This window comes from Solimonas marina (genome assembly GCF_012241385.1).
Lineage (GTDB): Bacteria > Pseudomonadota > Gammaproteobacteria > Nevskiales > Nevskiaceae > Solimonas > Solimonas marina.
Genome location: NZ_JAAVXB010000004.1, coordinates 335,722 through 356,114 on the forward strand (window position 1 = coordinate 335,722; position 20,393 = coordinate 356,114).

At 64.9% G+C, this 20,393-nt stretch carries 18 protein-coding genes and 2 tRNA genes; 16 read left to right on the forward strand and 4 right to left on the reverse strand.

The window, feature by feature from the left end:
• Window positions 1–3: 3 nt before the first annotated feature.
• Genes G7Y82_RS09855 through andAc form a run of 4 tightly spaced genes read right to left on the reverse strand, consistent with a single transcriptional unit; the run spans window position 4 to window position 3,129 of the window.
• A complete protein-coding gene (locus G7Y82_RS09855; RefSeq protein ID WP_168147864.1) occupies window positions 4–1,026 on the reverse strand; it encodes a CDP-6-deoxy-delta-3,4-glucoseen reductase in 1,023 nt (340 codons plus the stop codon).
• A complete protein-coding gene (andAb, locus tag G7Y82_RS09860; protein ID WP_168147865.1) occupies window positions 1,023–1,337 on the reverse strand; it encodes an anthranilate 1,2-dioxygenase ferredoxin subunit AndAb in 315 nt (104 codons plus the stop codon). Before andAb ends, G7Y82_RS09855 begins: the two co-directional genes overlap by 4 nt.
• Before the next feature lie 6 nt (window positions 1,338–1,343).
• Entirely contained in the window at window positions 1,344–1,847 is a 504-nt protein-coding gene (gene andAd / locus G7Y82_RS09865; RefSeq protein ID WP_168147866.1) for an anthranilate 1,2-dioxygenase small subunit AndAd, read from the reverse strand.
• 13 nt (window positions 1,848–1,860) lie between these two features.
• A complete protein-coding gene (gene andAc, locus G7Y82_RS09870) occupies window positions 1,861–3,129 on the reverse strand; it encodes an anthranilate 1,2-dioxygenase large subunit AndAc (RefSeq protein WP_168147867.1) in 1,269 nt (422 codons plus the stop codon).
• Between the two features lie 226 nt (window positions 3,130–3,355).
• Here andAc and G7Y82_RS09875 point away from each other — a divergent pair, with 226 nt between their 5' ends.
• The 16 genes from G7Y82_RS09875 to nusA all read left to right on the forward strand — a co-directional run bounded on the left by G7Y82_RS09875 (window position 3,356) and on the right by nusA (window position 20,359).
• Entirely contained in the window at window positions 3,356–4,462 is a 1,107-nt protein-coding gene (locus G7Y82_RS09875; protein ID WP_168147868.1) for a PA0069 family radical SAM protein, read from the forward strand.
• A gap of 43 nt (window positions 4,463–4,505) precedes the next feature.
• Entirely contained in the window at window positions 4,506–5,984 is a 1,479-nt protein-coding gene (locus G7Y82_RS09880) for a pyridoxal-phosphate dependent enzyme (RefSeq protein WP_168147869.1), read from the forward strand.
• Between the two features lie 116 nt (window positions 5,985–6,100).
• Window positions 6,101–7,237, forward strand: a complete 1,137-nt coding sequence (gene carA, locus G7Y82_RS09885) for a glutamine-hydrolyzing carbamoyl-phosphate synthase small subunit (RefSeq protein ID WP_168147870.1) — start codon at window positions 6,101–6,103, stop codon at window positions 7,235–7,237.
• Between the two features lie 4 nt (window positions 7,238–7,241).
• Window positions 7,242–7,889: a leucine efflux protein LeuE gene (gene leuE / locus G7Y82_RS09890; RefSeq protein ID WP_168147871.1), complete on the forward strand. Its 648-nt coding sequence runs from the start codon at window positions 7,242–7,244 to the stop codon at window positions 7,887–7,889.
• Between the two features lie 15 nt (window positions 7,890–7,904).
• Window positions 7,905–11,135: a carbamoyl-phosphate synthase large subunit gene (carB, locus tag G7Y82_RS09895; protein ID WP_168147872.1), complete on the forward strand. Its 3,231-nt coding sequence runs from the start codon at window positions 7,905–7,907 to the stop codon at window positions 11,133–11,135.
• 145 nt (window positions 11,136–11,280) lie between these two features.
• Complete coding sequence (greA, locus tag G7Y82_RS09900; protein ID WP_168147873.1) at window positions 11,281–11,757, forward strand: transcription elongation factor GreA; 477 nt, start codon at window positions 11,281–11,283, stop codon at window positions 11,755–11,757.
• Between the two features lie 75 nt (window positions 11,758–11,832).
• Window positions 11,833–12,462, forward strand: a complete 630-nt coding sequence (rlmE, locus tag G7Y82_RS09905; RefSeq protein WP_168147976.1) for a 23S rRNA (uridine(2552)-2'-O)-methyltransferase RlmE — start codon at window positions 11,833–11,835, stop codon at window positions 12,460–12,462.
• A gap of 36 nt (window positions 12,463–12,498) precedes the next feature.
• Complete coding sequence (ftsH, locus tag G7Y82_RS09910) at window positions 12,499–14,439, forward strand: ATP-dependent zinc metalloprotease FtsH (RefSeq protein ID WP_168147874.1); 1,941 nt, start codon at window positions 12,499–12,501, stop codon at window positions 14,437–14,439.
• A 69-nt stretch (window positions 14,440–14,508) separates the two neighbouring features.
• A complete protein-coding gene (folP, locus tag G7Y82_RS09915) occupies window positions 14,509–15,369 on the forward strand; it encodes a dihydropteroate synthase (protein ID WP_206370534.1) in 861 nt (286 codons plus the stop codon).
• Complete coding sequence (gene glmM / locus G7Y82_RS09920) at window positions 15,366–16,700, forward strand: phosphoglucosamine mutase (protein ID WP_168147875.1); 1,335 nt, start codon at window positions 15,366–15,368, stop codon at window positions 16,698–16,700. Before folP ends, glmM begins: the two co-directional genes overlap by 4 nt.
• A 48-nt stretch (window positions 16,701–16,748) precedes the next feature.
• Entirely contained in the window at window positions 16,749–17,519 is a 771-nt protein-coding gene (gene tpiA, locus G7Y82_RS09925; RefSeq protein ID WP_168147876.1) for a triose-phosphate isomerase, read from the forward strand.
• 7 nt (window positions 17,520–17,526) lie between these two features.
• A complete protein-coding gene (gene secG / locus G7Y82_RS09930; RefSeq protein ID WP_168147877.1) occupies window positions 17,527–17,952 on the forward strand; it encodes a preprotein translocase subunit SecG in 426 nt (141 codons plus the stop codon).
• Window positions 17,953–18,007: 55 nt separating this feature from the next.
• Window positions 18,008–18,092: transfer RNA gene (locus G7Y82_RS09935), tRNA-Leu, on the forward strand.
• A 133-nt stretch (window positions 18,093–18,225) separates the two neighbouring features.
• Window positions 18,226–18,302: transfer RNA gene (locus G7Y82_RS09940), tRNA-Met, on the forward strand.
• A 93-nt stretch (window positions 18,303–18,395) separates the two neighbouring features.
• The gene (gene rimP / locus G7Y82_RS09945; protein ID WP_168147878.1) at window positions 18,396–18,860 is read left to right on the forward strand and encodes a ribosome maturation factor RimP; all 465 of its coding nucleotides are present in this window, start codon (window positions 18,396–18,398) and stop codon (window positions 18,858–18,860) included.
• Window positions 18,861–18,868: 8 nt separating this feature from the next.
• Window positions 18,869–20,359, forward strand: a complete 1,491-nt coding sequence (gene nusA, locus G7Y82_RS09950) for a transcription termination factor NusA (RefSeq protein ID WP_168147879.1) — start codon at window positions 18,869–18,871, stop codon at window positions 20,357–20,359.
• Window positions 20,360–20,393: the final 34 nt, after the last annotated feature.

Below are 20,393 nucleotides of genomic sequence, written 5' to 3' on the forward strand. Positions count from 1 at the left end.
TGATCAGGCGGAGGCGATGAACGCGTCCGCGAAAAAGGCGGATGTCGGCAGGCCGCGCTCGCTGCACAGCGTGCTGCGCGCGGCGTCGATCATGGCCGAAGACCCGCAAGCATAGACCTCATGACCGGTCAGGTCGGGGTGATCGTCGAGCACTGCCTGCTGGACGCGACCGCGGCGGCCGTCCCAGTTGTCCGGCGCGTCGCCGGACAGCACCGGCACGTAGCGCAGTCCGGGGCGTTCGGCGGCCCAGCGCCGGCAATCGGCGTCGCGGTAGAGATCGGCGGGCGTGCGCCCGCCCCAGTACAGCGTGATCGGCCGCTGCAGGTTCTGCTGCCAGGCTTCCTCGAGGATGGCCTGCACCGGCGCGAAGCCGGTGCCGGTAGCGAGCAGCAGGATCGGCTTGTCGGAGCGATCGTCGAGGCAAAAGGTGCCGAACGGACCTTCGATGCGCAGCATCTCGCGCACTTTCAGCTTGCCGAACACATGATCGGTGAACGTGCCGCCGGGGCGGTGACGCACATGCAGTTCGAGCCGTCGCGTGCCGCCCGTGACGGCGGCGGTGGCCATGGAATAGCTGCGGCGGCTGCGATCGCGCAGGATCACTTCGAGATACTGGCCGGCGCGATATTCGAGCGCCTGGCCGTCGGGTAGTTCGAGCGACAACACCGCGATGTCGTCGGCGGCGCGTTCGATGGCGGTGACGCGCGCGGTCGCGCGGCGCAGCGGAATGCCGGCGATGCCGTCGACCTCGCGGCATTCGAGGGTGACGGTGCCGCTGGCAGTTGCGCAACACAGCAGCCGCGCGCCGCCGGTGATGTCGTCGGCCGTCAGCGCGGTCGGCGTGCTGCCGGGGCGGTGTTCGAGCTGGCCAGCGACGCACTGCGAGCGGCAGTTGCCGCATTCGCCGCTCCGACATTGATAGGGTAGGGCGATGCCGGCGCGCAGGGCCGCGTCGAGCACGGTTTCGCCGTCGGCGACGACGAACTGGCGCCCGCTCGGCAGCAGCGTGACGGCCGCGCCGCTCACGTGACGCCGACCTCGACGCGACCGGTGTCGGTGATGCGCACGGGATAGCTGCGCACCGCCTCGGTCAGCGGCGCGCTGCGCACGGCGCCGGTGCGCAGATCGAACAGGCCTTGATGCAGCGGGCATTCGACGCAGCCGTCCTCGACAAAGCCGTCGGACAGGCGCGCCGCGCCGTGCGTGCACAGGTCGTGTAGCGCGAACAGCTCGTGTTCGACGCGGAAGATCGCAACCGGCTTGCCGCCGGCCTCGACGGCTGCTGGGCAGCCGTCTTCGAAGTCGGCTTCGGCGCCGACGTCATGCCAGGTGGTCATGGCGTCTCAGATCGGCGTCGCGAGCAGGGTTTGCACGCGCGAGGTGTCGTAGATTGCGCGCTTGCTGCGGTAGCGCCAGCCGTCGGCCGTGCGCACCACTTCGTCTTCGTAGCGGCCGGCCTGGTAGACGAATGACTCGCCGTTCTGGCGGGTCTGCACGACGATGTAGCTGCTGCGCATCTTCGCGGTGTCGGCGTCGATGCGTTCGATGATCAGGCCCGACAGTGCGTGGCGATAGGCGTGCGCTTCGTAGATGTTGGCGTTGCGCAACGACACCACGCGGTCTTCCATCATGCCGCGGCTATCACAGAAGATGACACCGATCGGCAGGCCGGCGTCGGCGTTCTCGGCCGGCACGATCTCGTAGCGCGCGTCCTCGGTAAACAGCGGCGGCCAGTCTTCGAGGCGATCCTGGTCCAGCGTCGCGACATAGCGTTCCTGCAACTGGCTCAGCTCGAACCAGAGCAGCAGATCGTCGAGCGACGTCGTTGGCGTAGCGGTGGCGGTCATGGCGGCGTGATTCTCAAAGTCCCATCAGCTTCTGGTAGCCCGCCCAGAAACGGCGGATCAGGCTTTCGGTGATGATCGTGTCGGTCTGCGTCGGGTTGTCGCGCGACATTTCGATGACCGAGGTCGCCGTGCCGTCGCGCACCGTGCCGCGCTGCACCAGCTCGGTGGCCTCGGTGTCTTCCATCGAGATGTAGCCGGCCGGGCCGACCAGATTGGCCTGCTTGATGCGCAGCGCGCGCAGCTCCGGCGTGTCGTCCTCGTAACCGAAGAAATGGAAGATCAGCTCGAAATTGTTCGGGCCCTTCGGCAGCAGCTGGCGCGCAACCAGAGTGTTGTGAATCTGCTGGATGACCAGCTGCGGGAAGATCGGCTGAATGTGGTTGGTGCAGTCTTCGTCGTACTCGGAGACCATCGCCAGCACCGAGTCGTCCTTGAGGCTGAAGCCGTCGTCCATCGAGCGGATCTTCTGCTCGCGGTAGGCGCTGGCGGTTTCGTCAGTGTTCTTGGTCGCGGTGATGATGCTGTGCAGGCCATGCGCCTCGTCGGCGATCGAGCGCGCCTTCATGCCGACGCGGAAGATGTTGAACGTGGTGTGGAACAGGTGCAGCAGGCTGGCGTGGTACGGATCCTTGACGTTTTCCAGGTACAGCTTCCAGTTCGAGCGCGAGTACTGGCGCGTGCAGCCCAGGTATTCGACCGGCTTGTGGAAGATGCGGTCGACCCACGGCAGCATCTGCGGGCCGATGTAGTCGGTCAGCGGCTGCACGCTGTCGCTGAAGGTGGCGAAGATCAGGCCGCGATAGTTCTCAACGCGCAGCTTGCGCAGATTGTGCTGCTTGGGATCGAAATCCTTGGGCATGCCGCTCATCTGCTTCTGGCCGCGCCGGAACGGCACGCCCTGCAGATCGCCTTCGCTGGAGAAGCTCCACTGGTGATAGACGCAGGTATGCGACGTCGCATTGCCGCGTAGCTGACGGCAGACCATGGCGCCGCGATGCGCGCAGCGGTTGACCCAGGCGGCGAAGCCGGACTCGGTGCGCGTCACGACCACCGGCGTGTCGCCGACGAAGGTGCTCTTGAAGTCGCCGACGTTCTTCAGCTCGGCCTCGAGCGCGACGAAATTCCAGGTCGGACCACGATAGATCCGCTCCTGTTCGAGATCGTAGATCTCCTGGGAACTGAACACCGCATACGGCACCCGGGAGCCATCGTCGCGGGGAAAGTGAACGAGCGGCGGGGCACCACTTGGGAAGGGGGAGGTAGCCTGCTGTGTAGTGCTCATGTCACGAATCTCCGGCGCCTAGGGCGGGGCGCGCTGCGACCATGGTGGGAAGGGGTGCCGCAGCGGTGTGGGATAAGCCTATCCACGCAGGCTCTTGATTCAATTACGACCGGCGCGAGCTTCGTTGCGTTTTGAGCAAGAATCCGGCGCGGCCGGCGGGTTTTCAGGCTCAAGTGCTGAGCCGGCCGCGGCGCATAATGAGCGGCGGACAACAGGCGGCGGGACGATGGCAGTGGGTGGACGCGACGACAGAGCGGTGACCAGGGGGCGCGGTGCAGCGTCGAACCCGCAAGGCCGCTTCGAGAGCCGCAGCCGAGAGGCTTTCGACGACGGCTACGACCGGCCGGACGACGAGATCGGCACGCCGCCTCTGAAGACGACGCTGCACGTCGAGCGCGCACGGACCATCATCGCCCGCAACGAGTCGCCGGACATTCCGTTCACGCAATCGATCAATCCATACCGTGGTTGTGAGCACGGCTGCATCTACTGCTATGCGCGCCCCAGCCACGCCTATCTGAACCTGTCGCCGGGCCTGGATTTCGAAACGCAGCTGTTTTACAAGCCGAATGCGGCGGCCTTGCTCGAAGCCGAGCTGCGCAAGCCCGGCTATCGCTGCTCGGTGATCTCGCTCGGCGCCAATACCGACCCCTATCAGCCGATCGAGCGCGAGCTGGGCATCACGCGCAGCCTGTTGGAGGTGATGGCCCGCTTTCGCCAGCCGGTCGGCATCGTCACCAAGGCGGCGGCGCTGATCGAGCGCGACATCGACCTGCTACAGGATCTGGCGCGCGACGATCTGGTCAATGTGGCGCTGTCGATCACCACTTTGCGCCCCGAGCTCAAGCGCACGCTGGAGCCGCGCGCCGCGTCCGGTGCTGCGCGCCTGCGCACGCTGCGGCGGCTGGCGGACGCCGGCATTCCGACCATGGTGATGTTTTCGCCGGTCATCCCATTCGTGAACGATGCCGAGCTGGAGGCCGTGCTCGGTGCCGCGCGCGATGCCGGCGCAAGACGCGCCAGCTACATCATGATGCGCCTGCCCTATGAGGTGAAGGACTTGTTCCGCGAGTGGCTGGAGCTGCACTTTCCGCAGCGCGCCGCGCATGTCATGAGCCTGGTCCGGCAGATGCGCGGCGGCCGCGACAACGACCCGCAATTCGGCCAGCGCATGACCGGGGAGGGCGAGTACGCGGCGGTGATCGCGCAGCGCTTCCGCCTCGCGGCGAAACGCTTCGGCTTGATCGAGCGCGACGGCTTCGGTACGCCGCTGCGTTGTGACGCCTTTCGAGTGCCGCCACAGGCCGGTGATCAGCTGAGCCTGACGCTGTGAACACGGCAGCGTCCTATACTGCGTGCCTCGACGATTCAGGGACATGATCATGGTTGCTGATGTGGCCGCAGCGAGCCCCGAAGGCGGGGTTTTCTACGAGGATCTGGAAAAGCTGTTGCTGGAGCAGATCGCACGTGAACCGCAGCAGCTCGATGCGCGCCTGCGGCTGGCCGAGTTGTATTACGAGATGCGCAAGACCGACGCCTTTCTGTTTCAGGCGCGCTACGTGCACCAGCAGATTCCCGGCGGCGAGCAATCGACCGAGTGGCGCAAGATCATCAGCATGGGGCGCATGATTGCGCCTCGGGATCCGCTGTTCGTCGACGCCGAAATTGGCGACCGTATCGAATTCGTCTCGGCGCGGCCGACGGCGGCGCCGTCGCCGGCGGCACCGGCGCACGGCTACACGCGCATCGGCGAGGAAGAGCGCTTCCGCAAGCCGCTCGCGGAGGTCGCCGCGGCCTACGAGGTGATCCGCCGCGATCCGCGCTTCATCTCCGAACTGGACATGGAGCTGATCCAGAGTGCTGGGCACCCGACCTCGCTGCAATTTGCCGAGCGGCTCAGCCGCCATGTCGGTGGGGCCCGCATCTACCTCAAGCGTGATGACATCGGCAGTCAGCCGGCGCACCTGCTGGCGGCGGTGCTCGGCCAGGCGATGCTGGCCAAGCGCATGGGCAAGAAGACCCTGGTGTCATTCAGCCCGACCGGCCGCAGCGGCGTGGTGGTGGCATCGATTGCCGCACGTCTGGGCTTGCAGGCCATCGTCTACATGGACAGCGAGCAGATGCAGCTGCATGCCGGCAACGTGTTCCGCATGTGGCTGGCCGGCGCCAGCGTCACCGAGTCCGGCACCGGTGAGGGGCGCAAGAAGGCGGTCGATATCCGTCAGGCGGCCTGGGACCACTGGGCGGCGCACAGCGCCGACTGCTTCCTGGTCATGGGCCTGGAGGCTGCGCCGCATCCGTACCCGATGGTGACGCTGGACTTCGCGGCGGTGGCCGGTCGCGAATGCCGTCGTCAGCTCTATGTCGTTAACAAGCAGGTGCCGAGCCTGCTCGTCGCCCGCGCCGGCGACAATGCCGATGCGATCGGCTTGTTTCCGCCGTTTCTCAAGGCAATGAGTACGCGCCTGGTCTGTGTCGAGGGCTCGGACTATCTCGATCGTGCGACGCGCGACCAGCAAGAGCAGGCCGCCGGGCTGACGCTGCAGGAGCAGCGTCGCGCGGCGCTGATCATGGAAGGCATGGACTATCCGCGCACCACGCGTGAGCACGCCTGGCTCAAGGCCAGCGGCCGCGTCGAGTACGTCAAGGGCGCGTCCTCGTCGGCCAAACGCGCCGTTTACGATCTGAGCCGCCACGAGGGCGTGATTCCGGCCATTCAGACCGCCTACGCGCTAGGCTGGGCCTGCGACGAGGCGGCGAAGATGTCGGCCGAGCAGATCGTCGTCGTGATGATGTCCGAGAATGTCGACAAGAATATCTGGGAAATCGGCAAGGCGATGGGGGTTCCGCTTTAATTCGGTGCACGAAGTGGTGTTGCAGCGCCGCAAGATCGTATAAAATCAGTCACCAGACTCGGCACGGGGGCTCAGCGCCCCCGTTTTCGTGTCCGTCACTTCGAATTAGAACGCTTATGACCGACTTCAAACCGGCCCTGCTGGCCCTCGCCGATGGTTCCATCTTCCGAGGCGTTTCCATTGGCAGTGACGGTCAAACAGTCGGCGAGGTCGTATTCAATACCGCGATGACCGGTTACCAGGAGATCCTCACGGATCCCTCGTATCGCGAGCAGATCGTGACGCTGACCTACCCGCATATCGGCAATGTCGGCACCAATGTCGAGGATATGGAGTCCGGCCAGGTGCACATCGCCGGGCTGGTGCTGCGCGAGGTGCCGCGCAAACACAGCAACTTCCGCTCGACGCAGGACTTTCGCGAATACCTGAAGGCCAACAAGACGGTCGCCATCGCCGGTATCGACACCCGCCGCCTGACGCGCATCCTGCGCGACAAGGGCGCGCAGAACGGCTGCATCCTCGCTGGCGGCCGCATCACCGAGAAGAAGGCGCTGGAAGCGGCGCGCGGCTTCCCCGGCCTGAAGGGCATGGATCTGGCCAAGGTCGTGACCACCGCCAAGGCGTATCCGTGGACCACCGGGTCGTGGACGATCGAGACCAACCGCGAGGTCGAAAAGAAGGATGGCCGCTTCCACGTCGTCGCCTACGACTTCGGCGTCAAGCGCAACATCCTGCGCCTGCTGATCGACCGCGACTGCCGCGTGACCGTGGTACCGGCCAAGACCACCGCCGCCGAAGTGCTCAAGCTCAAGCCGGATGGCGTGATGCTGACCAACGGTCCTGGTGATCCGGAGCCCTGCGACTACGCGATCACCGCGACGCGTACGCTGCTGGCGAAGAAAATCCCGATCTTCGGCATCTGTCTCGGCCACCAGATCCTCGGCCTGGCGCTCGGCGCGCAGACGATGAAGATGAAGCTCGGCCATCACGGTGCCAACCATCCGGTGCAGGATCTCGAGACCGGCCGTGTGATGATCACCAGCCAGAACCACGGCTTCGCGGTCGACGAGGCGACGCTGCCGGCCAATGTCGTGGCCACGCACCGCTCGCTGTTCGACGGGTCGAACCAGGGATTGCGCGTCACCGACGCGCCGGCGTTCAGTTTCCAGGGCCACCCCGAGGCGAGCCCCGGTCCGCACGACGTGAGCGAACTGTTCGATCGCTTCGTGCAGCTGATGGCGGATCGCCGCTAAGACCATGTTGGGAATCACCGACATCACCACGTACTTGCTCGGCGTGGTGGTCATCGTTCTGCTGCCCGGCCCGAACTCGATGTTCGTGCTCAGCGTCGCCGCCCGCAGCGGCGTGCGCCGCGGTTACCGTGCCGCGCTCGGCGTGTTCATTGGCGATGCGCTGCTGATGGTGCTGGCGGCGGCCGGCGTCGCCTCGCTGTTGCGCGCCTACCCGGAGCTGTTCTTCGGCCTCAAGTGGGCCGGCGCCGCGTACCTGGCGTGGCTGGGTGCCAACATGTTGATTGCCGCCTGGCGCGGCTGGCGCCGCGATCCGGCCGAGGTTGTCGCCAGCCTGCCGGCGGCGCCGGTGCGTGATCCGCTGCGCCGGGCGCTGACGATCAGCCTGCTGAATCCGAAGGCGATCCTGTTCTTTTTGTCTTTTTTCATCCAGTTCGTCGACCGCCAGTACGCCCATCCGGCGTTGTCGTTCTTCGTGCTGGGCCTGATCGCACAGTGCGTCAGCTTCGTGTACCTGAGCACGCTGATCCTGTTCGGTCACCGCCTCGCCGCGACGTTCCGCGCGCGCCGCCGTCTCAGCGCCGGCGCGACGGGCGGGGTCGGGGCCTTGTTCCTCAGCTTTAGCGCGCGGCTGGCGACAGCCGCCGTGACCTAACACTTAGAGTCGAAGATGCCGAAACGTACAGACATCAACAGCATCCTGATCATCGGCGCCGGTCCGATCGTCATCGGCCAGGCCTGCGAGTTCGACTACTCCGGTGCGCAGGCCTGCAAGGCGCTGCGCCAGGAAGGTTACCGGGTGGTCCTCGTCAACTCGAATCCGGCGACGATCATGACCGACCCGGAGATGGCCGATGCGACCTACATCGAGCCGATCCGCTGGCAGTCGGTGGCCAAGATCATCGAACAGGAACGTCCCGATGCGCTGCTGCCGACCATGGGCGGCCAGACTGCGCTGAACTGCGCGCTGGACCTGGCGCGCAACGGCGTGCTGAAGAAGTTCGGTTGCGAGCTGATCGGCGCCAACGAGGAAGCCATCGACCTTGCCGAGGATCGCCTCAAGTTCCGCGACGCGATGACCGAGATCGGTCTGGGTTCGGCCAAGTCCGGCGTCGCGCATTCGATGGACGAGGCACGCAAGATCCAGCAGGAGATCGGCTACCCGGTGATCATCCGTCCGAGCTTCACGCTCGGCGGCTCCGGCGGCGGCGTCGCGTACAACATCGAGGAGTTCGAAGAGATCGTCATGCGCGGTCTCGACCTGTCGCCGACCACCGAAGTCCTGATCGAGGAGTCGCTGCTCGGCTGGAAGGAATTCGAGATGGAGGTGGTGCGTGACCGCAAGGACAACTGCATCATCGTCTGCTCGATTGAGAACTTCGATCCGATGGGCGTGCACACTGGCGACTCGATCACGGTCGCGCCGGCGCAGACCCTGACCGACAAGGAATACCAGCTGCTGCGCGACGCCTCGGTCGCCGTGCTGCGCAAGATCGGCGTCGACACCGGCGGGTCGAACGTGCAGTTCGCGATCAATCCGGACGACGGTCGCATCATCGTCATCGAGATGAATCCGCGCGTGTCGCGCAGCTCGGCGCTGGCGTCCAAGGCGACCGGCTTCCCGATCGCCAAGATCGCCGCCAAGCTGGCGGTCGGCTACACGCTCGACGAATTGAAGAACGACATCACCGGCGGCGCGACGCCGGCGTCGTTCGAACCGACCATCGACTACGTCGTCACCAAGATTCCGCGCTTCACCTTCGAGAAGTTCCCGCAGGCCGACTCGCGTCTGACGACGCAGATGAAGTCGGTGGGCGAGGTGATGGCCATGGGCCGCAACTTCCAGGAATCGCTGCACAAGGCGATGCGCGGCCTCGAAGTCAGCAGCGACGGCTTCGATCCGATGATCGAGCCTGGGGCTAACGGCTACAGCGACGAGGCGATGACGCAGATCCGCACCGAGCTGGCGATCGCCCGTGGTCGCCGCCTGTGGTACGTCGGCGACGCGTTCCGCGCCGGCCTGTCGGTGGCCGACGTGCACAAGCTGAGCAAGATCGACGTCTGGTTCCTCGACCAGATCGCCGAGCTGATCGAAACGGAAGCCGAGATCGCCGAGCAGAAGATCAGCCGCATCGAGGCCGACGATCTGCGTCGCTACAAGCGTCTGGGTTTCTCCGATCGCCGCATCGCCAAGCTGGTCGGCGTCAAGGAAGATTCGGTGCGCCGTGCGCGCCACAAGCACGGCATCCGTCCGGTCTACAAGCGCGTCGACACCTGCGCCGCCGAATTCCCGACCTCGACCGCATACCTGTATTCGAGCTACGACGAGGAAAGCGAGGCCGAGCCGACGTCGCGCGACAAGATCATGATCCTCGGCGGCGGTCCGAACCGCATCGGCCAGGGCATCGAGTTCGACTACTGCTGCGTGCACGCGGCGCTGGCGCTGCGCGAGGACGGCTACGAGACCATCATGGTCAACTGCAATCCGGAGACCGTGTCGACCGACTACGACACCTCGGATCGTCTGTACTTCGAGCCGCTGACCTTCGAGGACGTGATGGAAATCATCGACCTCGAAAAGCCCAAGGGCGTGATCGTGCAGTTCGGCGGTCAGACGCCGCTCAAGCTCGCGCGCCAGCTCGAAGCCGCCGGGGCGCCGATCATCGGCACCTCGCCGGACGCCATCGACCTCGCCGAGGACCGTGAGCGCTTCCAGAAGCTGGTCGACAAGCTCGGCCTGCTGCAGCCGCCGAACGGTGTCGCCACCTCCGAGAAGCAGGCGCTGAGCGTGGCCGGCAAGGTCGGCTATCCGCTGGTCGTGCGGCCGAGCTATGTGCTCGGCGGCCGTGCGATGGAAATCGTCCACGACGACGACGACCTCAAGCGCTACATGCGCGAGGCGGTGCAGGTCTCCAATGATTCGCCGGTGCTGCTTGACCGCTTCCTCAACAACGCGGTCGAGGTCGATGTCGACGCGCTGGCCGACGGCGAGACGGTGGTGATCGGCGGCATCATGGAGCATATCGAGGAGGCTGGCGTGCATTCCGGCGACTCGGCCTGTTCGCTGCCGGCGCACTCGCTGCCGAAGAAGGTGCTCGAGGAAATTCGCGCGCAAATCGTCAAGCTGGCCAAGGCGCTCGAAGTCGTCGGCCTGATGAACACGCAGTTCGCCGTGCAGGATGGGCAGGTCTATCTGCTCGAGGTCAATCCGCGCGCATCGCGTACCAGCCCGTTCGTGTCGAAGGCCACCGGCCGGCCGCTGGCCAAGATCGCGGCACGCTGCATGGCCGGCCAGAGCCTCAAGTCGCAGGGCGTCACCAGCGAGGTCGTGCCGAAGTACTACTCGGTCAAGGAATCGGTGTTCCCGTTCGCCAAGTTCCCGGGTGTCGATCCGCTGCTGGGGCCGGAAATGCGCTCGACCGGCGAGGTCATGGGCACCGGCAAGCACTTCGGCGAGGCCTTCAACAAAGCGCTGCTCGCCGCCGGCATGACCGTGCCGCGCAGCGGCACCGCGTTCATCTCGGTGCGCGATCAGGACAAGAAGAAGGCCGTCGAGCTGGCGCGCCTGGTCAGCAGCCGCGGCTTCAAGGTCGTTGCCACGCACGGCACGGCGGCGCTGATCCGCAAGGCCGGTATCGACTGTGAGGGCGTCAACAAGGTCAAGGAAGGCCGCCCGCACTGCGTCGACATGATCAAGAACGGCGAAATCCAGTTCATCGCCAACACGACCGAAGGCAAGCAGTCGATCGAGGAATCGCGCTCGATCCGCGGCGCGGCGATCCAGCACAAGATCTGCTATTTCACGACCATCGCCGGCGCATTGGCCGCCGCGGTGGCGATGGAGCACCTCGACGCGCTCGACGTCAACCGCCTGCAGAGCCTGCACGGCGGCGGCCGCTAAGACCGCGCCGGTGGTCCTGCGCCCGGGGAGTGGGCGCCGGGCCGAGCCGGTGGTATCTTAGGTCATCCCGTAGAGACCTCCGCCGGCAGTCACTGGCTGGCGAGAGGTCTTTTTGTCCATTTTCCGAAGTCCGGGACCGTAATTCATGAACAAGACCCCGATGACGCTGCGCGGCGCCGATCAGCTGCGCGAAGAACTGCGGCAGCGCAAGAGCGAGCTGCGGCCGAAGATCATTGCCTCGATCGAAGAGGCGCGCCAGCACGGCGATCTCAAGGAGAACGCCGAGTATCACGCCGCGCGCGAACAGCATGGCTTCAACGAGGGTCGTATCCAGGAAATCGAGGCCAAGTTGTCGAGTGCGCAAGTGATTGACCCGACACAGGTTGCGGCCAACGGCAAGGTGATTTTCGGGGCCACGGTGGAGCTCGCCGATGCCGATAGCGGCGACGAGCAGACCTGGCAGATCGTCGGTGAGGACGAGGCCGACGTAAAAGCCGGGCGCATTTCGTTCAACAGCCCGATCGCGCGTGCGCTGATCGGCAAAGCCGAAGGCGATATCGCCCAGGTCGTCACGCCGCAAGGCATCCGCGAGTTCGAGGTCGTCAGCATCCGTTACGTCTGAACGGCTTGCGCGAATCGCCCGGACTCTTGAATCCTGGCGATCCGGCTGCATAAGGACGGCATGCCGCTTGCCAAGATGAGCCAGAAACGACGCCCTAGCTCCGCGCGCTGGATCGCCGAGCACGAGTCCGACCCGTACGTGCACGAGGCGCGTCGCCTCGGGTTTCGTTCGCGCGCGGTCTTCAAGCTCAAGGAAATCCAGGAAAAGGACAAGATCTTCCGGCCCGGCCAGATCGTCGTCGATCTCGGTGCCGCGCCCGGCGGCTGGAGCCAGTACGCGCGTCCGGTGCTCGGCGCCAAGGGTCAGCTGTTCGCGCTGGATATCCTGCCGTTCGAAGCCCTGCCGGGCGTCGAGATCATCGTCGGCGACTTTCGCGAGGACGCGGTGCTGCTGCAGCTCGAATCCAAGATCGGCGATCAGTCGGTGGACGTGGTGCTCAGCGACATGGCGCCGAACCTGTCCGGTATTGACGCGGCAGACCAGGCGTCGAGCCTGCATCTGTGCGAGTTGGCGCTCGAATTCGCCAAGGCGCATCTCAAGCCCAAAGGCAGCTTGCTGGTCAAGGCGTTCCAGGGCGAAGGTTTCGATGCTTACTTAAAGGAAATGCGGGCGGCTTTCGAGACCGTCACCATCCGTAAACCCAAGGCTTCGCGGTCCCGCTCCAGCGAGGTTTACTTGCTGGCGCGCAACTTCCGCGCGGTGTAATGTGGCAGTTATCGATAGTCCAACAGGCCTCCGACGTTGAACGATCTGGCTAAAAATCTATTGCTGTGGGTCATCATCCTTGTCGTCTTGATGGTGGTGTTCCAGAGCTTTTCCTCGCATTCGCAATCGCAGTCGCCGTTGGCGTATTCCGAATTCATCTCCCAGGTGAAGGACGGCAACGTCAATGAAGTGACGATCGACGGGCAGGTCATCCATGGCGAGATGAAGGGCGGCACGCCGTTCGTTTCGATCAGCCCGGAGACCGACAACAGCGCGATGGTCGGCACGCTGCTCGACAATCACGTCAAGTTCAGCGGCACGCTGCCCAAGGAAACCCCGATCCTGCTGCAGCTGCTGTTCAATGCGTTCCCGATCCTGCTGCTGATCGCGGTCTGGGTCTACTTCATGCGACAGATGCAGGGCGGCGGCGGCGGCCGTGGCGCGCTGAGCTTCGGCAAGTCGCGTGCGCGCATGCTCAACGCCGATCAGGTCAAGCTGACGTTCAACGACGTTGCCGGCTGCGAGGAAGCCAAGCAGGAGGTCGCCGAGCTGGTCGACTTCCTCAAGGATCCGGGCAAGTTCCAGAAGCTCGGCGGCAAGATTCCGCGTGGCGTGTTGATGGTCGGCTCGCCGGGTACCGGCAAGACACTGCTGGCCAAGGCCATCGCCGGCGAGGCGGGCGTGCCGTTCTTCTCGATCTCCGGTTCGGACTTCGTCGAAATGTTCGTCGGCGTCGGCGCCAGCCGCGTGCGCGACATGTTCGAACAAGCCAAGAAGCATGCGCCTTGCATCATCTTCATCGACGAAATCGACGCGGTCGGCCGTCATCGTGGCGCCGGTCTAGGTGGCGGCCATGACGAGCGCGAGCAGACGCTGAACCAGCTGCTGGTCGAAATGGATGGTTTCGAGGGCAGCGAAGGCGTCATCGTCATTGCCGCGACCAACCGTCCGGACGTGCTCGACCCGGCGTTGCTGCGCCCGGGCCGCTTCGATCGTCAGGTGGTCGTGCCGCTGCCGGACGTGCGCGGCCGCGAACAGATTCTGAAAGTCCACATGCGCGCGGTGCCGCTGGCCGACAACGTCAAGCCGGAAATCATCGCGCGCGCGACGCCGGGCTTCTCCGGCGCGGACCTCGCCAACCTCGTCAACGAAGCGGCGCTGTTTGCCGCCCGCGCGAGCAAGCGCCTGGTCGATCACGACGACTTCGAGCGCGCCAAGGACAAGATCATGATGGGTGCCGAGCGGCGCTCGATGGTGATGTCCGACGACGAGAAGAAGCTGACGGCCTATCACGAGGCCGGTCACGCCATCGTCGGCCTGTCGGTGCCGGATCACGACCCGGTCTACAAGGTCACGATCATCCCGCGTGGCCGTGCGCTCGGTGTGACGATGTTCCTGCCGGAAGAGGACCGCTACAGCTACACCAAGCAGCGCCTCAATTCGTCGATTTGCTCGCTGTTCGGCGGCCGCATCGCCGAGGAAATCATCTTCGGACCGGAGAAGGTCACGACCGGTGCCAGCAACGACATCGAGCGCGCGACCGACATCGCCCGCAACATGGTCACCAAGTGGGGTCTGTCGGACCGGCTCGGCCCGCTGGCGTATTCGGACGACAATGGCGAGGTCTTCCTCGGCAAGTCGGTGACGCAGACCAAGAACGTGTCCGACGAAACCGCGCACACCATCGACGAGGAAACGCGCAAGATCATCGAGGCCAACTACGCGAAGGCCAAGAGCATCCTCGTCGAGAATCTCGACAAGCTGCATGCGATGGCCGGTGCGCTGATCAAGTACGAGACGATCGATACCGAACAGATCAAGCGTATCTTCGCCGGCCAGGATCCGGGCCCACCGGAGAGCTGGAACGACGGCGATAGCTCGCGTCCCAGCGGCGGCGGCGGTCCTGCCGCGCCACAACCGGTCGGTGGCCTCGCGCCGCAGCCGGCGAGCCAACAACCGGCAGGTCAGCAGACCTGACGCAACGAAGGCCGGCCCAGTGCCGGCCTTTTCGTTTCCGCCACTTTTTCCGGAGTCCGCGACCGTCCGATGACGTTGCCGCCGCTGCAACTGCCGACCCGAGTCCTGTCGCTGGCCGAGCCGGTGGTGATGGGCATCCTCAATCGCACGCCGGATTCGTTTTCGGACGGTGGCCGTCATGCGGCGCTGGCCGATGCGCTCGCGCATGCGCTGGCGATGGTGGCCGATGGCGCCGGTATCATCGATGTCGGCGGCGAGTCGACGCGGCCTGGCGCCGCCCCGGTCGGCGAGGCCGAGGAGCTTGATCGCGTCGTGCCGCTGATCGAGGCCTTACGCCGCGAGTCGGACGTGGTGATTTCGATCGACACGATGAAGCCGGCGGTGATGCGCGAAGCCTGTGCGGCGGGCGCCGAGATCATCAACGACGTTTACGCGCTACAAGCGCCTGGCGCCGTCGAGGCCGCGGTTGCGAGCGGCGCCGCGGTTTGCCTGATGCACATGCAGGGCGAGCCGAGGACCATGCAGGCCGGCCCTCACTACGACGATGTCGTGAACGAGGTGCGCGGCTTTCTGGCGGCGCGCGTCGCTGTGTGCCGCGAGGCGGGCATTGCCCGCGAGCGCATCTGCCTTGACCCCGGAATCGGCTTCGGCAAGCGCCTCGATCACAATCTGGCCTTGCTCGGCGGCGTCGCGGCGCTCGCCCTGGACGGCTACCCATGGCTGTATGGCGTGTCGCGCAAGTCGATGTTCGGGCAGTTGCTGGGGCGCCCGGTCGACGAGCGCCTGCCCGCCGCGCTTGCCGCCGCTGCCATTGCCGTCTGGCAAGGCGCCGCTATAGTGCGCACCCACGATGTGCGGGCGACCGTGGACGCGGTGCGCGTCGCCGTCGCCGCCCGCGATGCGGGACAGAACAGGAAGAACATGCAGTGAGTCGTCAGTATTTCGGAACCGATGGGGTGCGCGGCAGGGTCGGCGAGGCGCCGATGACGCCGGAGTTCGCGCTCAAGCTCGGCTGGGCGGCTGGCCGTGTGCTTGGCAAGGGTTTTGGCGGACACGTCATCGTTGGCAAGGACACGCGTCGTTCCGGCTATATGTTCGAGTCGGCGTTGGAGGCGGGCTTTGCCGCCGCCGGTGTCACCACCGATCTGCTCGGGCCGTTGCCGACGCCGGGGGTTGCCTATTTGACGCGCGCGCTGCGCGCCAGCGCTGGCGTGGTGATTTCCGCGTCACACAATCCCCATCACGACAACGGCGTGAAATTCTTCGGGCCGGACGGACACAAGCTCAGCGATGAGATCGAGCTGGAGATCGAGCGTCTGCTCGACGCGCCGCTCGAATGCGTAGCGCCCGAGCAGCTTGGTCGCGCCAAGCGCATCGAGGATGCTGCCGGGCGTTATATCGAGTTCTGCAAGGGAACGTTCGGTGATCGCAATCTCAACGGGCTGAAGCTCGTCGTCGATTGCGCGAACGGTGCGGCCTATCGCGTTGCGCCGGCGGTGTTCGAAGAACTGGGCGCCGAGGTGATCGTGATCGGCGATCGCCCCAACGGACTCAATATCAATGCCGGCTGCGGCTCCACGCATCTCGATGCGCTGAAGTCGGCAGTGCAGCGCTCGCGTGCGGCGCTGGGCATCGCGCTCGATGGTGACGCCGATCGTTGCCTGATGATCGACGGCGACGGCAATGAAGTCGATGGCGACCAGATCCTCTATGCGATCGCCCAATGGAAGCATGCACGCGGCAAGCTGCAAGGGCCGGTGGTCGGTACGCAGATGTCGAATCTCGGCCTCGAACGTGCACTGCAGGCGCTGGGGATCGAGTTCCTACGCGCCAAGGTTGGCGACCGCTATGTCATGGAGCTGCTGCAGCGCAGCGGCGGCATGCTGGGCGGGGAAGGGTCGGGGCATACGATCTGCCTCGACAAGACCACGACGGGTGATGGCCTGGTCACGGCCTTGCAGGTACTGACGGCAATGCGCACGCAGAAGAAGAGCCTGGCCGATCTGGTGTCCGGCGTCCGCAAGTGTCCGCAAGTGCTGATCAACGTGCCGGTCAAGGGGCGCGCCAGCGACATCCTCGACCGGGCTGCGCTGCAGGACGCCGAGCGCAGCGCCGTCAGCCGTCTCGGTGCCCGCGGTCGCGTGCTGCTGCGTGCGTCCGGTACCGAGCCGCTGATTCGTGTGATGGTCGAAGCCGATGACCACGCATTGACGCGCGATGTGGCGCAATCGCTGGCGACCGTGGTCGCCGCGCAGGCGTGAATCGCGCAAACTCAACAGTCTGAAGAACCGAACAAGGGAGTCTCAAACATGGCACGTCGCAAGATGGTCGCCGGCAACTGGAAGATGAACGGCGCGCGTGATGCCAATGCGAGCCTCGTGCGCGATATCGTGTTTGACGTCAAACGGTTTCCGGATATCGACATCGTCATCTGCCCGCCGGCGGTTTACATCGACCCGGTGGGGCAAATGCTCAGCGGCAGCAGCGTACAGCTGGGTGGACAGACGCTGTGCGAGCAGGAAAAGCCGGGGGCGTTCACCGGCGAAATCCACGGCGGCATGCTCAAGGACATCGGCTGCTCGTACGTGATCGTCGGCCATTCCGAGCGCCGTGCGCTCTATGGTGAGACTGACGCGGTGGTGGCCACCAAGTTCCTCACCGCGCAGGCCTGCGGCCTGCAGCCGATCCTGTGCCTGGGCGAGACGCTCGAAGAACGTGAAGCCGGCCAGACCGAAGCCGTGCTGGCGCGCCAGCTGGCGGCGGTGATCGACGCGGCCGGCGTCGAGGCGTTCAAGTCGGCGGTGATCGCCTATGAGCCGGTCTGGGCGATTGGCACCGGCCGCACCGCGACCGGCGAACAGGCGCAGGCGGCCCATGCATTCATCCGTGGTCAGTTGGCCCAGGCGAATGCTAAAATCGCCGGTTCTACCCGCATCCTTTACGGTGGCAGCGTCAAGGCCGACAACGCCGTGGCGCTGTTTGCCGAGCCCGATGTCGATGGCGGCCTGATCGGCGGCGCATCGCTGAAGGCGGCGGAATTTCTCGCGATCTGCGCAGCCGCGCAGCCGCAGTCTCAATGAGTGAAGCATGTATACGATTCTGGTGATTGTGCAGGTGCTCGCGGCCGTTGGCCTCGTTGGCCTGATTCTGATTCAGCACGGTAAGGGCGCCGACGCCGGTGCGGCGTTCGGTAGCGGTGCGTCCGGCACGGTGTTTGGGTCGCGCGGTTCGGCGAACTTCCTGTCGCGTGCCACGGCGTGGCTGGCGACGGTGTTCTTCTGCGTGAGCCTGGCGCTCGCGTATCTGGTGCACGGCCAGCAGACGACCAGCTCGTCGGTCATGGATCGCGCGGCCGCCGCCGCGCCGGCGACGCCGGCCCCGGCCCCGGCCGATGCCGACAAAAAGCCGGAATCGACGCCGGACACGGCCGCCCCGGCAGCCACTCCGGCGGCCCCTTCCGGGCCGGAATCGGCGAATAATGAAGAAAAGAAGTCACCGGCGGTTCCAGAGTAGAGACAAATCGATTTCGAGGCGCTAGAATTCGCGCCCCGTTGCAGTCCCCCCGATTGCCCACGTGGTGGAATTGGTAGACACACTACCTTGAGGTGGTAGCGGCGAGAGCCATGGGAGTTCGAGTCTCTCCGTGGGCACCAGGTGAGGACTGGCAAGGTCCGAAGTCTGGCGGGGCGGGATTGAGGTCGCCGGAGCGAAGCCGGGATTTCAATGTAGTAAATAGCAATGACGCTTGCACTTATGCTTCTGATTTGCTATAGTTTTTGTCTCTGGTGCGGGGTGGAGCAGTCTGGCAGCTCGTCGGGCTCATAACCCGAAGGTCGTAGGTTCGAATCCTGCCCCCGCTACCAAATTGTTGGCTTGGAAAAGGCCCCTTCGCGGGCCTTTTTTGTTGCTTTTTTTTGGGATGGTGTTAGTGACCTTCTGCTTTTCGGAGTAAATGCGTGGCATCACTGCAGGAACGACTGGAGCAGATACTGGAGCCCTTGATCGACAGCCTCGGTTACGAGTTGCTGTTGCTCGAGTACAGCCCCAATCCCCGTAACGCCATGCTGCGCCTTTACATCGACGGCCCGTCCGGCATCACGCTTGACGATTGCGAACGGGTCAGCAAGGAAGTCTCCGGCGCACTCGACGTCGAAGACCCGATCCGCAGCGCCTACCGTCTCGAAGTGTCATCACCCGGTCTCGATCGCCCGTTGGTCAAGCCGGCGCATTTTCAGCGCTTTGCCGGGCAGCAGGCACGCGTGCAGCTGATGGCGCCGGTCAATGGGCGCCGACGCTTCGTGGGTGAGATCGTTGCGGCGGATGCGGACGTGTTGCGCATCCAGACCGAAGAAGGTGTTGCCGAAATCCCGTTCGCGGACATTGACCGCGCGCGCTTGGTTCCGGATTACGACCAGGAGTAATGCTGGGTATGAACAAGAACATCCTGCTGATGGTCGACGTCGTCTCCAATGAGAAGGGCGTCGAGAAGGAACTGATCTTCGAGGCACTCGAAGCGGCGCTGGCATCGGCGGCCAAGGAACAGTACGGCGATGAAGCCGAGCTGCGCGTGTCGATCGACCGTGAAACCGGCGAGTACGAGACTTTCCGTCGCTGGACGGTGCTGGAAGACGACAGCGAGGAGTTTGAATACCCGGAGCGGCAGATCAAGCTGTCGTACGCGGTCAAGGAACAGCCAGATGCGCAGGCGGAAGACGTCATCGAGCGCAAGGTTGAATCGGTCGACTTCGGCCGCATTGGTGCGCAGAAGGCCAAGCAGGTCATCGTGCAGAAGGTGCGCGAAGCCGAGCGTGCGCAGATCGTCGCGGCGTATCAGGATCGCGTCGGCGAGCTGATCTCCGGCCAGGTCAAGCGCCTCGAGCGCGGCAGCGTGATCGTCGACCTCGGCGCCAACGCTGAAGCGATCATCCTGCGCGATCACCTGATTCCGCGCGAGCCGGTGCGCCCGGGCGACCGCATTCGCGGTTACCTCTATGAAGTCAGCCCGCAGGTCCGCGGCCCGCAGCTGTTCTTGTCGCGCACGCTGCCGCAGTACCTGATGGAGCTGTTCAAGCTCGAAGTGCCGGAAATCGCACAGGGTCTGATCGAGCTCAAGGGCGCGGCGCGTGATCCGGGCCTGCGCGCGAAGATCGCGGTGCAGGCCAAGGACAAGCGCATCGATCCGGTCGGCGCTTGTGTCGGCATGCGCGGTTCGCGCGTGCAGAGCGTGTCGAACGAGCTGGCTGGCGAGCGTGTCGACATCGTGCCGTGGGACGAGAACGTGGCGCAGTTCGTCATCAATGCGATGGCGCCGGCTGAAGTCGAGACCATCGTCGTCGACGAAGAAGCGCACTCGATGACGATCGGCGTGTCCGAGGAGAAGCTGGCGCAGGCGATCGGCCGTGGTGGCCAGAACGTGCGCCTGGCCTCGGAGCTGACCGCCTGGACGCTCAATGTCATGACCACGGCGGAAGCCGAGTCGAAGAAGGACGAGGAAAACCAGTCGGTCGTCGAGATGTTCATGCAGCACCTCGACGTCGACGCGGAAGTGGCGACGGTTCTGGTCCAGGAAGGCTTTACGACGCTGGAAGAAGTCGCCTACGTGCCGACGCAGGAACTGTCGGAGATCGAGGAATTCGACGAGCAGATCATCGAGGAGCTGCGCAATCGCGCGCGCGATGTGCTGCTGACGAAGGCGATCGCCAAGGCCGAGCAGCGCGCGCATGCGCAGCCCGCCGAGGACCTGCTGACCGTCGAGGGTATGGATGAGGATACCGCCTACCAGTTGGCTGAGGCCGGTATCTCCACTTGCGAGGCGCTCGCCGACCTCGCGACCGATGAATTGCTCGAGTCCCTGCCGGATTTCGGTGAGGAACGTGCATCGAAACTGATCATGTCGGCGCGCGCGAAAGCCTACGCGTAGGCCTGACTCAGAATCTGGGCGCGAGCCCGGGGAG